Genomic DNA, 15,374 nt, shown 5'->3' on the forward strand with positions numbered 1-15,374 from the left:
GCTTGGGGTTAACCGAGGTTCCACTGCCTGGTGGAGGAACCTTCTGTTCCTTCTGCGTCAGACTCATTGACTTTTCCTGAGGCGGTTGAGTCTGTTCCGGATCTGGCAGAACTGTTTTCTCAGTTTCTGTTAGATTCGAAACAGCTGTCTGAGTTGGAGCGTCAGGCTCCTCTGTTGCTCCCATAAATTGAAAGCTGATCATAATGACCAGAAATAAGAGGCAGCAGCCCCCCGCGATTCCCCAGGCAGACTTGGGAACTCGAATATTGAGCTTGAATGGATCTTGTTTTGAAACTTGCTCTCGTTTTCGGAGTCTTTTTGGCGGTGATTCTGTGCGTGCCGATTTGGTGCTGCGTTTGTGTCTCTGTCTGTTTACGGAGCGCTCAGGTAGAAGGTCTTCGTCCGATTGCTCATCCCATTCTTCAGATAAGGCAGGCTCCGGCGTAGAATGTTCAAGTTGGGCGCGCAGATCTACGTCGTATTTTTCCTTCTGTTCTGGAACCAGCAGGCAAACTCGCGCGGCAGAGAGTTCATTCAGGATCTTTTGAGATTCTTTTAGATGCTCACCGAGCGCACACTGTTGGACAAACGCCATACAGCGGTCCGCGGCTGCTTCGATGACATCAGGGTCCGCTTCAAATAAATCGATTCCCAGCAACCGATAATGATGCGGAGGTTGATCTTTGAGGGGGATCCCCAGCCATTTGTAATAAGGATCAAATTTTGTCATGGCCCGACTTGAATGTCTGTTTCTAAATTCGTTTGCTCAAAGAATTAAAAATTGAGCCTAACTCTAACTACGTGACTGATGATCCTGTTAGTAAGTTTCATACTATTCCCATTACAGCCTCCTATCAATTGATTTTGATGTGAAATGTAACATTTGTCACCTTTTGTTATTGAGTTTGATGGTAGAAAGTAACAACTATGTATACTGGTATTAAATTTCAAAGTATATTACGGAGTAATCTTTCGGCTAATTCACTAGCGAGCTCACACTATTTTAAAGGAGAAGTCATTTGCCGGTTGTTCGTCTTTCCGATGGAGAACAAATTTCATTTACTGGAAATAAAGCAACGATTGGAAGCAATTCAAACTGCACCATTGTAATCAGGGACGATCCGCGAATTGCAAATCGACATGCAGTGATTAAGAACATTGCTGGACGGTGGCTAGTCGAATCAACATCTGAAACTCTGCTTTCTGCAAATGACTCAGAGCCAAACCGACTCTGCTGGATCAAGTCGAATGATCAGATAAAGTTAACGCAGGATGGTCCAGAGATTGTTTTTTTTGCCGAAGAGATCTCAACTGATGATGATTCCTTGAAGCAAACAGAAACGTTACCGCCACCTGCTGCTGCTCAACAAACAGCATCGGATTCCATTCCGGATTACGATGCTGTTGTTGAACCTCAGGAAGTGATGCCGAGAGAGGATAGTTCGCTTTTAGTTTCAACTGAACCGACAACTTCAAGCACTGTTCCCGTTGGTCTTCCACATAGTGCCGGTCCAATTACAATCAATGTATCGGGTAATCAATCGGGAACAAACAGTCCGCTACTTTGGGTGGGTGGTGGATTGATATTTTTGATTCTAATTTTGATTATCATTTTATTTTTTATATTCGGGTTATCACGCAGTCAACAATTGCAAGGGCCGTATAATGCTCAGGCAGTTCAACCGAATAAAAATAATGATCAGCAAGTGAATCAGACATCTGGCCTGGACAACCAGGTCACTGAAAATAATAAGTCTATTCCAGCACTACCTGTCCGAACTTCTGAATTTGATGTCAGAAAGTCGATCTACACGGTGTTTGCTCAGGAAAATAAAAGCCAGTTATTTCTCCGGATTGGGACTGCATTCGCCATCTCAAACAATCAGTTGATTACCAGTGGAAGTGTGGGGGCATTCATTGAACGAAACAAAGAACAGTACCCCATCATCCAGGTGCATTCGACTACCAATACCGATGCTATCTTCTTAGTCAGGAAGACCTCTTTATTACCTGACTATCGCCAATTTGTTAACACATCATACGACTTAGACAGAGAAATTCGTAAGCTCCAAGAAGGGATGAATAACAGAGGGACTCCCCCCAGCAAACAAGAATTGAATCAGGCTAGCCAGAAAATGGAATCCCTCAATGATCACATGTTCCAAACGGTTGAGCAACTAATCTGTCTGGATGTTGCGATGCTCCAAGTGCAGGGGGAATTGCCGGTTCATCTGGAACTTGCGGATGAATTACCGACTCCGAATAGAGAACTCACAATCTGGGGGGTACCATTTCTACAGGAAGATGCGGAATTCATTGCAGGAGAAAGCAAGTATACCGCAAAGAGCATGAAAGGATATTTCATCCGTTTTCAAGGCTTGGAGAATAATAGCTTGAAACGTCTACTAGTAAAATGTAAGGGAGACGATATGGCTTACAACTGGAATGGCAGCCCTTTGTTGAATTCCAGGAATAAAGTTGTCGGGCTTTACTCACGTCCTACACCAGACAAGGATTTTAATAAACCACCGTCAGGCGAACAATGTGATGTACCCACCTTGGAACAAATTCGTAAATTAACACAATTATAGTCGCTAATATTTGTATGTTGAGCGTTTGAAAATAATAGATCATCGATTGTTCAAATTAATCCGCAAGGAAATGAGCTCATGCAGAAAATCAAAATGTTAATTATCACTGTGATGCTCTCACTATTTTTTGCAGAACCGGCAATAACACAAACTGTGGTATATCCAAAAAGACATTGGTATTATTCATACTATCACTATAGAACTTATTCTAATCCGGTGATCATTCTTGAAAATAATACTTATGCTCTGTCTGATTTGATTCGAGCACGAGGCGACTCTGCAGTGGACATTGCTTATGCTCGTAAGTTGCATGCACAGGCAGCTCGTATGGAGATTGAGAACTGGGTTTTGAGACTTAAGGCCTACTATGAAGCAAAGGCAATACGTGAGGCAGAACGCCTGAAACGGGCTTACAATCATCTTGATAGTAAAAGACTTCAAAACAATCGAAAGTGGGAACGCCTGAAAAACCATCCTGAACTTAACGGCCCGGCCATTGCAAACGGAAATGCGTTAAACTTTTTGTTATATCGTCTCTCAAATAGTGTACTCGCATATGAGTATTCTCAGAAGTCACATTCGATAGATGGCATAGAGTTAAAAAAAATGACATTGTCCCCTGAAGTTCTTCACGGGGTAATGCTCCAGCAACGCCTCACCAATGGGCGGCGAATGGTTTTTCGGGCTGATGAAGGTAAACCGCTTGATACCAACTGGTGGCCGAATGTGTTACGTGATGATTACTTTAATGATGGTCGAGAAGAGTTTGAGAAACAGCGTGACCTGGTGATCCAAGAAGCAAGTGCAGGTGGAATTTCGAGTAAATCTCTGAATGCTTTATATGTAGCATTCGAAAATATGCGGGACCGATTTAATAGTAAAAACACCAGGGATTCACGGTTTAAAGAGGGAATGGAAAGTTGGCAGCAGTATTACCGAGCAGAAATCTTTCTGAAAAGCTTGTGGACGGAAATCTCTTTGTTGCAGTCTACAGCAGATATCGGCATCCTTGGAGCAGGTCTGAAATTTGATCCTAAAGAGGGAGAATGCAATGTGATTACGCTATTGCAATTCATCTCTCGCAATGGTCTCGACTTCGCTCCTGCCAAACCGGGCGATGAGCCTGCCTATCATCAACTTTTTAATCTAATGCGAGATCTATACGTCAATATTGCCGATGAAGACGAATCGCTTCAACCCGAAACAAAAAAATATCAGCAAATGCTGAAGCGTGATGGTGTACCCGACGTCAGCTCGGGTTCGGTGTTGAATAAATAACAATGCAAGCTTTCCATTAGCACAAGGGGTATTCCTGAAACTCTGTCTGGACAAACTGAATCCCAAATTGCTTCAAGGTCAGTAGAAGTCTGGACCTGGCCCCAAACATTCACTGACAATAGAAAATATCAATGACTGATTCGAATAAGATTGCAGTTGGAATTGATCTGGGAACCACCTTTTCCGTTGTGGCTTATCTCAACTCCAGTGGAGTGCCGACTACCATTCCCAATACCGAGGGGGATTTGACCACTCCCAGTGTTGTGCTGTTTGATGATTCAAATGTGGTTATCGGTAAGGAAGCAGTGCGGGCAGCTCCTCTCGAAGCCGAATCGATTGCTAATCATGCCAAGCGTGAAATGGGAAACTCTCACTACTCCCGTCGGATCGCTGGCCAAAACCTTCCTCCGGAAGTCGTTCAATCACTTATTTTGGAAAAACTAAAACACGATGCCGAATCTGTTATAGGTCCCTTCGATGATGTCGTCATTACAGTCCCTGCCTTCTTTAACGAACCACGACGTAAAGCAACTGAAGACGCTGGCAAACTGGCAGGACTCAACGTGATTGACATCATCAACGAACCAACTGCTGCGGCAATTGCGTATGGTTTTAAAAATGAATTTCTATCTCAAGGGGGCGAGTCACAGCAGAAAGAAATAGTACTGGTTTATGATCTGGGTGGAGGTACTTTTGATGTTACTCTCATGGAAATCAATGGAAAAAACTACAATACTATTGCGACAGCGGGGGATGTATTTCTTGGTGGAATTGACTGGGATCGCCGCATCGTTGATTTTATTGCTGAAGAATACAAAAAGAAATATCGTGGCCTAGATCCTCGTGATAACCTGGCAGGCATACACCGCTTGATGCGCGAGGCGGAAGATGCCAAGCGTGCACTTTCTGCTCGTGAGCAAACCACGATTTCCTTTGAACATGCTGGACAGGGAGTCCGTCTTTCCCTCACGCGAGAGATGTTTGAATCGCTTACAGCAGATTTACTGCGACGAACCATTTTTACAATAAGCCAAATGATTAAAGATGCTGGTTTGGATCGCAACCAGATAACCCGATTGCTGCTAATTGGTGGTTCGAGCAGAATGCCTGTTGTCAAAAAGATGCTGGAACAGGAAACGGGGCTCAAGCCTGAGAAATCGCTTCCTGTAGACGAGGTCGTAGCACACGGGGCAGCCATTTATGCTGGCTTGTTGCAGTCCGAGAGTATTGATATTGAACAATCGATCAAAATCAGCAATGTCAACTCGCATAGCTTAGGGGTCCTTGCACTCGATCAACAAACGAACCGCAAAAAAAATTCAGTGATCATACCACGCAACACTCCATTACCGGTTATTAGAGGCAAACGCTTTTTCACCGTTAAAGAAAATCAAAAACGAGTTGTCGTTAAAGTTATCGAAGGAGGAGACGCGACCGGCAAAAATGCGACTATCATTGGGAAATGTATTGTTGACAATCTACCCAAAGGCTTGCCTGCTCAATCGGAAGTTCTTATCAACTTCAGCTATGCACAAAATGGTCGCCTCACAGTTTACACGCGACTCCCTCAAGCTGAGCGTGAAGTTCAGGTCACAATCGAGCGCGTGAGTGGCCTTGATGAGTCCGCCATGCGCGAATGGGGCCGCCGCTTGGATAAACCTGGTGGGCTCTTCGCAAAGTAACCCCTCATTTTATATTTCTAAGACCAGAGATCCAAATCATATTCAGGGATGCTCGACAGGGATTCGAGCATCCAGCGGCTGGCTACTGATTTAATCACCGCATGACGACTGGTGCAGTTAGGATTGCTCTCAATCTTCGCCTTCTATCCTGAAAGGTGATTTTCATCACCCGATGGCAGTTCCACAGTTGGCAACAGACTAAACCTTTCCAATAATAGTTTATTACGATACAGTCGCCTGTCAGTCTTTATTCAACTCCCCCAGGGATAATGCATCAAGTCTGATTACAGTTATGACAAAGTACATTCGTCTCAATTTGAACTTTAGAATTGATGGCTGGTCTTTTTATGAATAGTATGGATTCTACATACTATCAGTAAGATTACTGTATTTCATCAGAGTACCGATTTCATTCTGACAACGGGACCAATCTACAAGGCGGGCCATGGCAAAGTTTGACCCCTATTACAAATGGCTGGGCATTCCTCCCAAAGATCAACCACCAAATCATTATCGATTGCTCGGTATCGATTTATTCGAAGAAGATCCCGATGTCATTGAAGCGGCCGCCGATCGTTGTATGGCATTTGTGCAGCAGTGCGCATTGGGCGAGCATCTAAAGGCATCTCAACAGATCCTCAACGAACTCTCAGCTGCAAGAGTCTGTCTTCTGGTATCCGAACGAAAAGAAAAATACGACACGGAATTACGTGCCAAAATAAAAACTTCTGAACCAGAGTCTGCTTTCACGGATTCATGGTCGGAAGAACTTGATGATGATAAAATCTACGATCAAGTAATCCGCAATCAGGATTCTTCAAATCTAACACCACGCCGTATACGCAGCAGGCGAAAAAAAATAACCAGACCGAAAGCCAGACCGTTTCATACCGATCCTCGTTTCTTTTGGGGTAGTGCAGGAGTGATTGTTCTATTGCTCCTCGCCGTCACAGTTAGTTCATTACTTCCTGGGCAAAAGGCAACCTCTGAACCATTAAATCAGGTTGCTTCCTCAGATCAATCAGAATTAAATGAATCTGTACCAGAAGAACCTGCTGAGTTGCCTACACCCTCAACAGGAAATGAGGCGCCCGTTACGTTGCCCCAATCTCCGGAGCCAGAAGACCAACCAGAGCCAGTTCAGGAACAAAAAACTGAACTCGAACCAAAAATTGCTTTACAAATTGTTCCCACATCAAACCCGAAGATGAAACCCAAGAGTGCAGTTCCTGAATCCCCACAACTGCTGATCGCCCCCTTTAATAAGCTTGAGGTGAAAAATATAAGGCAAGAATGGTCTGATTATCTCAAGCACGACAGTACTGTTACAAACAGCATTGGAATGAATCTCATCCTGATTCCCCCGGGAGAGTTTACAATGGGGAGTTCATATTCCCCTCAGGAACTACAGAAAATACTTCTATTGGGTCCAACATTTCCCGTTTCAGTGTTAGAAGATGAGTTCCCCCCACATCAGGTACAGATCACCAAGCCATTTTATATGGGATCATACGAAGTCACGCGTGAAGAATTCAACACGCTGATCAAAGACAGTATGAATCAGGGTATGATAAAGGGACTGGAGAGAGTCAATGTAAACAGGTTTCCAGCCTGGCGAATTTCCTGGTTCGATTGTGTTATGTTTTGTAATCAACTCAGTGAAAGGGAAAAACTCCCTCCGTATTACAGTCTGAAAAATACAAAGCGCCGCTCTTTCCGTATTTCTACTGGAACAAATTCAGAGAAAACGATCAGCACCATTATTGAAGCAAATGTTTCAATTAACGGCGGATTGGGGTACCGATTGCCCAGCGAAGCTGAATGGGAATATGCCTGTCGAGCTGGCACGACTTCACTCTTCCATTTTGGCTCTAAAGTTGACACAAGTAAAAGTAACCTGACCGGGATTAGACGCCCGGCACTTGGTAAGGGAATGGATTCAAGACTTGAGACGAGATTCGAGACGAGAGTGGGTTCTTATCGACCCAATAATTTTGATCTCTATGATATGCATGGAAATGTTGGAGAATGGTGCGAAGACTGGTATGAAAAAGATTTCTATCAACAATTCGACAGTCAAAAAGCAATCGATCCCTTGGGAAAGTTAGATCAGTCAGGCACACGCGTTTTTCGAGGGGCAACCTGGGTGATTCATCATTCCGCTTTTCGAAATTCTCATGGCCCCGACTCTCATGCTAATCCAATTGGCTTCCGAGTCGTACGAACTCTCGCGGCCCCAAATGACTCCCCTGGAACTCCCCAACCGCCAGATAAAACCGCCACACATGACCTGAAGTTCTCGGTACTTTCGGAGTCCACTAAACAACCACTGAAACAAGTCATGATTCAATTATTACTTAATAATAAGGACAACCAATCTTTACTGGGAAGTACAACTACTGACGCACAGGGACTGGGACAGATTTCAATAGCTCTTCCCACCAATGCAAAGCTGGAAAACTGCCTGGTCAAACTAACCAGTAGCGGAATTAAATGGGAAAGAAAATTAGCTGATTTTCCTGAAGAATCACCACACGCTTTCACTATACCACTCCAGGATAATGCAGAGTATCTGAACCCTGAGTGGATTGAACAACGCCTCACCTCAGTCGGCGTGGATCAAATCATTAATGAATACAGCAATAGTAACAGTCTCGATGTACAAACAGTTAAAAAAGCCCTGCAGCTCTCACGACATGTTTTACTCGATAATCCACAAGCGGTACGTGAGCAGTTACAGGCCCGGCTGATAAGCCAGAAAGAGCCGGCTTTCACTTTATTTCAAACGCTACCTGATCAGCAGATTCAAATTCGTTCCAGTTGGCCTTCTTTTAATCAGCCAGGCGGACCACTGATACGAACGCTTGCCGGGCATTCCAGTAGCATTTCATGTCTGGCAGTCACTCCAGATGGAACGCGGGCTATTTCTGGTTCGACTGATGACACTCTCATAATTTGGGATCTTGCTACGAAAGAGAAAATTCGAACTCTCGAAGGACATTCGGATAACGTTCGTTGTGTGGCAATCACTCCCGATGGATCACAGGTCGTTTCTGGATCTTTTGATAAGACTCTCAAAGTCTGGAACTTGGCCGATGGTAAGTTGCTACGGACTCTGGCAGGACATTCGGATAAAATATCATGTGTCGCATTGACGCCAGATGGTAAAAAGATTATTTCGGGAGACCTTGGTGGAACAATAAAAATATGGGACTTTGTCAGCGGGAGTATGATTCGAACATCGTCAGGAAATGCTTCCACGCGCCTCTCCAGTAGTATCCATTGTCTAGTCACAACACCGGATGGCAAGAATGCAGTTTCTAATGCTGGGTTTGGATTGAATCTATGGAATATCGCTTCTGGTAAATTGATTAGAACTCTCTCAGGACATTCAGGCACTATTATTTGCGTTGCAATTTCTCTAGATGGGAAGCAGCTCATTTCTGGTTCAATTGATCGGACGGTGCGTGTTTGGGATATTGTAAGTGGTAAGTTGCTTTGGGCTTTTAAAGCAAGTTCTGATTATCCAATCATGAGTGTAGGAATGACAAAAGATGGGCAACATGCAATCTCAGGTTCGCTTGGTGGTACATTGACTATTTGGAATCTTAGCAATGGCAAGATGAGCAGGAGACTAATAGACCAACTGGGAGATATTTTTTGTGTTGCAGTTACGCCAGATGGAAAACAAGTTATTTCTGGCACCTACGAAGGAGCACTTAAAGTATGCAATCTCAATATTCAGAGTACCGCCTATCCCCAAAATAATATAAAACATTCTAATCATGTCCTTACTGTGGCCTTGTTAACAGATGGCAAACATGTGTTTTCTGTGGAAAAAGACAATACGCTCAGGGTCTGGAGCTTAGAGAACGGCACGCTGGTTCGCACTCTTAAAGGACCTTCTGATCCAACATCCACTGATTTTGTAAGTTGTCTGGCCTTAATGCCAGATGGCAAATCTGCCATTTCCAGTTCCACGTTATCAAATGATTACACGCTAAAGGTTTGGAGTCTCTCTGATGGGAGAATACTGCAGTCACTCGAAGGGTATTCTGATCTCATTAGTTGTGTAGCTGTTACACCCGACGGGCAGCATGCCATCTCAGGTTCGAAGAACAATACGCTACAGCTCTGGGATCTGAGCAGTGGAAAATTAGTTAGAATACTCAGTGGACATTCTGATAGAATCAGTTGCGTGGCTGTCACACCAAATGGAAGAATGGCTGTCTCTGGTTCGTCAGATGAAACTCTTAGGGTTTGGGACCTGATGGGGGGCGGTTTGATTCATACTCTCGAAGGGCATTCTGATAGAATAAACTGTTTGAAAATAACGCCGGATGGGCAGCATCTTATTTCTGGCTCATCGGACAGTACAGCTAAAGTCTGGGACCTGTCTAGTGGAAATTTAATTCGAACACTCAGCGGTCATTCGAACGATATCTCCTGTCTGTCTGTCTCTTCAAACGGTAACCAGATTATCTCCGGTTCTAATGACAGAACTCTTATAATCTGGGATCTCTCTGATGGTACAAAAATCAGAACATATGAATTAGATGATATTGCTACAGATATTGCTATCAACCCGAATGATGATTTTATAATTGTTGGCAGCAGAGCAGGCCATGTTCATAATTTAGCTCTACAAGGACTCGATAAGACAAAAACCATAATATCACCATCAACGACCTCAAAGCCTTCAACTCCTTCTAAGAAAAAGGAGAAAACTCCCCCAGTCAAAAAACTGGTCTTTTGGAATGAACCTCCGCTCCCGCGTTCCTGGCGAGCATTGAGTAAATCCACGCAGGATAAAATCGAATCCGTTCATGGGGTAGTGGATGAGCGTTTTATCTGGTGCTTGAATCTACCCCTGAGTTCGTTTCTGGAAATGCAGACAGAACTGAAGATTGCGAACTATCTCCCGCAAAGGATTCGCCCCTATAAGCACAAGGATGCCGTTTACGTTGCGTTTGTCTGTGTCCGGGATCAACATGTCTGGAAGTTGATTGCCAATGCATCTGCACAGGACATGATGAATGAAAATAAAAAACTACAGCCGGGTAACTGGATGCCTGTAGAAGCGGCTGGCTACTTTGATCAGGAAGAGAAATACACTGCAGTCTGGATCAAGGATGGCCCCTCTAAGGCTTATCTAGATATAGGCCTCACAAAAACGGAACATAAGTCCAATTTTGATAAACTGACGAACCAGAAATGGTACATTTCACAACAAGATATATTTTATGGCGACAAGAAGCAGTTACGTTTCACAAACGTATGGTATCCTGTCCCCAAATCTGCACCGAGATGGGCAAGCTGGTATGGTAGTTTACAAGAACATAAAAATAAGCAGGGCGTTTATTCATTTCAAACAGACGTCTCTATTGCTGCAGCTGAATCTTTTTCAGCAAAATATGGGGGTTGCTGGATCGAACATCCCGACTATGTTTCGTTAGAACTGAATGAATTGAGTCCTGAGGAACATTACAAGGAAGCTACCCGATTGAAGAATCTTGGTTTTCGCCCCCAATCGATTGATGCAGAAGAAATGGAAGATAAGATCATCTCCGCTTCAGTCTGGTACCGACCTAAATAACCTGACTATTATATCAATATTTGACAGTAAGGCTCTTACGGGGAAGGTTGGTACTACTAGCGGGGGAGGAGTCTGATTGAGACCTACCGGTAATTTCGTTTAATGATATCTTTATCCCCTCCTGTCACAACTGATATAGATCAAGATCAGTGACGCCAGCCAACTGATTCAAAAACGATTAAGAAGCAAGTCTTCGTTTAGTAAAGCAAGATTTTGTTATATTCTATTCAAGGAAAAAGACCTGATTTATAAAACAATATTTCTTCACGGAAGAATCGATCGTCTTCAGTATCCGGTAATGTAGAATCTGGAACACCTGTGGAAGAGTTAACGAGAAACATGAGATCTTAGAGATATTTTTAATTATCTGAAATGATGATGTTCAATCCAGAACTTTACGTACAGACATAATTCTTCTTGATAACTCTCTAATCAAAGCGGTCCATGGCTAAATTTGACCCTTATTACAAATGGCTGGGCATTCCACCCAAAGATCAACCACCAAATCATTATCGATTGCTCGGTATCGATCTATTCGAAGAAGATCCCGATGTCATCGAAGCGGCCGCCGATCGTTGTATGGCTTTTGTTCAGCAGTGTGCGTTGGGCGAGCATCTAAAGGCATCTCAACGGATCCTCAACGAACTCTCAGCTGCAAGAGTCTGTCTTCTGGTTTCTGAACAAAAAGAAAAATACGACAAAGAATTACGTGCCAAAATAAAACCTGCTGAACCAGAGTCTACTTACATGGATTCATGGTCGGAAGAAGTTGAGAATCACGAAATCTACGATCAAGTCATCCACAATCAGGATGCTTTAAATCTAAGACCGCGCCGCTTACGCAGTAGGCAAAAAAAAACCAGCCCGAAAGCCAGACCGTTTCATACCGATCCTCGTTTCATTTGGGGTAGTGCAGGAGTGATTGTACTACTGCTCCTCGCTTTCACAATTAGCTCATTTCTTCCTGGGCAAAACGCAACCTCTGAGCCATTGAACCAGGTTGCCTCCTCAGATCAATCTGAATTGAATGAATCAGTACCAGAAGAACCTGCAAAGCTGCTCCCCCAATCTCCGAAGTCAGAAGACCAACCAGAGCCAGTTCAGAAACAAAAAGCTGACGTCAAACCAAAAAATACTTTACAAAGTCTTACCGCACCAAAATCGGAGATGAAACCCAAGAGTGCAGTTCCTGAATCCCCAAAACTGCGTGTTGCGCCATTGAATGCAAAAAAAACTAAAGCTAAAGAGATGGAATGGTTGCCTGTGGAAGATCTGATTGCCAGCTTTGATCGCATGACCATGCATACCGGTCCTGTTCGCGAGAGTCTGAAGGGCAGAAAAAAAACGAACTCAGCAGAAGGTAATAAAGCAAAACCGGGTGAACCAGGATACGATCCTAACAAACAACGTGCCACAGGTATAGCCGATGGTATGGGGGGCTCAGGTGTCTCTGCTATGGCGGGCCTGACATTTGGTGAGCTTCCCGATGAATCAGAATTAATGACGGGAACGGAAGGCGGTATCGGTATGACTGGTCCTGTTCGTGAAGGGCGGGGGGTAAGGTTTGCCGCAGTACGCGGTGTCTTCGACCTGTCAACCCAGCAGGATAAACTTGAACGTTCATTAGGCAACGCCTTCTATTTCAAAAATATGCAGACAGGAAATATCCTAGAATTTCTCGATTTTCAGCTACAACGTAAAAAGGCCATTCCCGGCGGAGATCCCTGGGGAGGAGAGTGGAAAGATGTGGACATCGAAACGTCGATCAAAATATTGAAGGAATGTGCCGACTTTGATCCCGAAGTCGTCAACAGTGGGATTACGGACCGTGTCTTGACGATGCCGCTTCCCAGCCGCATTGCCGGTTCCTGGTATAAAGTCGCTACACATCCCCGCGTGGAATACTTTACTTTGAGCGAGGAAGAAATCGAACAGGAACTTGAATTCAATCGACGTATCTTGGATCAGTACAAAAACACTCACTTAAATGAAAGAGTATTTAAAGAAAAACAGAAAGGATTCTCCACAGTGCAGCTTGATATGCGAGGCATGCGGAGTGAGTTGATGTACGGTGGAAGAGGTGCCAGTGAAATGGAATCGGTCATGCAGGGTATGACTGATTCCAAGCTTCAAAAGCTGAAAGCCAATATGACAGTTGCCGGTCGTCTGCTTCTATTCCGGTACTTTGATTTCGACATAATACCCGGTGAAACCTACAAGTACCGCGTCCGGCTCATAGTGCGGAATCCGAATTACCAGCGTCCCCTTGATGAAGTGGTACTACCGGCAGTTGCCGAAGGTGAAACCCGCAGAACTCCCTGGAGTAATGAAACCGCAGCAGTGACTGCTGAGGAAGATGTGCACTTTTACCTGCTCAATGTGGATCCTCCCTATGGTATTGCAGGGACCACTGCGAGCTTCGAAATCTACCAATGGTATCCTACAACAGGTACAACGATTCATTCTGTCTTAAAAACGTCCATTGGTGAAGAAATTGGCGGCGAGCAGGTTGTAGAGTTGTATGATGTCGCCAAAGAAGAGTATGACGAAGAAGCGAGGGTCGAATTTGATACCCAGAATTACCTCGTCGATGCGATTTTCGCACCTACCATTCGATCGGAAGAGCATCCCGACCTGAAACTCAGAAGGCGCAGAAGACATCAGCCAATCGCACCGGAAGCAGTCATCGTTGACAATTTCGGTAATCTGAAAAGATCGCTTCCACCCGCTTTTTCCAGTTCCTATGCTGATGTCAAAATGAAATTCAGACATGAACGCGACAGTTTAACCTGGGTCAAGAAAGCCGCAGAAGCACGCACTACTGCCCCCGCCGAGTCGCGTAGTAAAAAAAACAAGCGGAAAAAGAATCCAATCCGCGTGGGACTCTGAATAGAATATTTCAATCCAGTTATAAAATACAAAAAAGAGGAGTGGAATGTTCCAATATTCTACTATTTTTTTGAGGTGGCGTCGGATACAAAAAGACTGTCGCACGTAAAGTCCCATAGCCAACTGATCTTAGAAGAGAATATCTGGTGAAAGAACTGAGGTGGGACAGTGCAAGTATGCCGTGAAGGATTGTTAGTTGTGACTTTTTCGGTGCGAACGCGCGTACGCTGAACGTGAAAAAATGACTTACTTTTCGATTTGATCTACGCCGCAATCCGCCGGTATGAATTGATCAGTCCTCCGAGATGTTCCTCGAAGTGGATCTCATTGTGCCTTATCGTCTCGGATTTATGACTGTTCTGCTCGCTTATTAATTTTAATCTAATATGAAGCTGCCAATACCTAAAAAATCATAACGGCAGCCGACCCTTCAGGCCGGCCTCCGTTGAGATCGTTAACTCAGCTTTCAGATTCACGCGGTCTGTTTAGGTCGCCACCGCGAAGCATTCTCTGGTGCTTCTGTAAGCGGGATAAAGGGATCTGTCAGCCCTCGCTCCTGCAGTTCTTTCCCCATCTTTAGAGCCAAATGGGCACCACGCTTTGAGATTTCCAGATGGGCTCCGATTTCTTCCAATGTGGGTCGATGATCAGGATCCCGGTCGTAAAACTCCAGAGCAGACATCGCATTTGCAGGGGTTGATGAAGCCTCAAATAAATCGACGGTGATCTCTTCTTCAAATACTTCCGGATTTGCTGCAAGTTGTTCTTCGCCGGGCAATTGAAGGGATAGACCTTGGCCACCGAATTTCACCAGCTGAAGTGTCATCTCGGCCCGCAGTACCACTTTGTTGCTGCCGAGTTGCTGACAGGGAACCGCCCGAATGGGCCCTTTCAATATTCGTTCCAGGACATCTCCCGCGGTACGATCCATCGAGAGAACCTGCTCTGCAGCCTCCAGGAATTTCGCAGCGATCTTATCTCGGGTCGGCAGAGATCTGGCTTGGGACAGCTGACTTTGCAGTCGTTCTTCATCAAGCTTCAGATCATCCAGTTGAGACTGAATTTCCCTTGCCTTTTCGGCCACAAACTCAGGAGGGTCATCATTACCCATCACCAGCTTCAACAGGTTATTCTGCTGCCGCTTGAGTTCGGTACGACGTCTGTTTAACTGTATTCTAAGTTGTTCGATATTCTCGGGCGTCAGTAGTAAACGCTCTGTGTAGGCAGTCAGAGGATCCAGAATCGACTCAGAGGACCTTAGGATTGGAGATTGGCGTGCAAAGCGGACCCACTTTGGGGGAGTTATTGGCGCGTAAAATGGACCCATCGTAGCAAGTT

General features: G+C 44.7%; 6 protein-coding genes. 5 read left to right on the plus strand and 1 reads right to left on the minus strand.

Annotation, left to right across the window (positions count from 1 at the left end; genetic code table 11):
- The first annotated feature begins 1,019 nt into the window (after positions 1-1,019).
- The 5 genes from Pan161_RS20190 to Pan161_RS20210 all read left to right on the plus strand — a co-directional run bounded on the left by Pan161_RS20190 (position 1,020) and on the right by Pan161_RS20210 (position 14,036).
- A complete protein-coding gene (locus tag Pan161_RS20190) occupies positions 1,020-2,591 on the plus strand; it encodes an FHA domain-containing protein (RefSeq protein WP_145230250.1) in 1,572 nt (523 codons plus the stop codon).
- A 78-nt stretch (positions 2,592-2,669) separates the two neighbouring features.
- The gene (locus Pan161_RS20195) at positions 2,670-3,869 is read left to right on the plus strand and encodes a hypothetical protein (RefSeq protein ID WP_145230252.1); all 1,200 of its coding nucleotides are present in this window, start codon (positions 2,670-2,672) and stop codon (positions 3,867-3,869) included.
- Between the two features lie 131 nt (positions 3,870-4,000).
- Positions 4,001-5,551 (plus strand): Hsp70 family protein, encoded by a 1,551-nt coding sequence (locus Pan161_RS20200; RefSeq protein WP_145230254.1) that lies wholly within the window; start codon positions 4,001-4,003, stop codon positions 5,549-5,551.
- Positions 5,552-5,996: 445 nt separating this feature from the next.
- Positions 5,997-11,147, plus strand: a complete 5,151-nt coding sequence (locus tag Pan161_RS20205; RefSeq protein WP_145230256.1) for an SUMF1/EgtB/PvdO family nonheme iron enzyme — start codon at positions 5,997-5,999, stop codon at positions 11,145-11,147.
- A gap of 444 nt (positions 11,148-11,591) precedes the next feature.
- Positions 11,592-14,036, plus strand: a complete 2,445-nt coding sequence (locus Pan161_RS20210; RefSeq protein ID WP_145230258.1) for a hypothetical protein — start codon at positions 11,592-11,594, stop codon at positions 14,034-14,036.
- A 472-nt stretch (positions 14,037-14,508) separates the two neighbouring features.
- On the opposite strand, the gene Pan161_RS20215 is transcribed toward Pan161_RS20210, so the two are convergent.
- Positions 14,509-15,363: a hypothetical protein gene (locus tag Pan161_RS20215; RefSeq protein ID WP_145230260.1), complete on the minus strand. Its 855-nt coding sequence runs from the start codon at positions 15,361-15,363 to the stop codon at positions 14,509-14,511.
- Positions 15,364-15,374: the final 11 nt, after the last annotated feature.

It is taken from the genome of Gimesia algae (assembly GCF_007746795.1).
GTDB classification, from domain to species: Bacteria; Planctomycetota; Planctomycetia; order Planctomycetales; family Planctomycetaceae; genus Gimesia; species Gimesia algae.

Excerpts from the sequence above, each read along its gene's own strand:
- Pan161_RS20195 (WP_145230252.1), top strand. The coding sequence starts at position 2,670 with ATGCAGAAAATCAAAATGTTAATTATCACTGTGATGCTCTCACTATTT.
- Pan161_RS20200 (WP_145230254.1), top strand. The coding sequence starts at position 4,001 with ATGACTGATTCGAATAAGATTGCAGTTGGAATTGATCTGGGAACCACC.
- Pan161_RS20205 (WP_145230256.1), top strand. The coding sequence starts at position 5,997 with ATGGCAAAGTTTGACCCCTATTACAAATGGCTGGGCATTCCTCCCAAA.
- Pan161_RS20210 (WP_145230258.1), top strand. The coding sequence starts at position 11,592 with ATGGCTAAATTTGACCCTTATTACAAATGGCTGGGCATTCCACCCAAA.
- Pan161_RS20215 (WP_145230260.1), bottom strand. The coding sequence starts at position 15,363 with ATGGGTCCATTTTACGCGCCAATAACTCCCCCAAAGTGGGTCCGCTTT.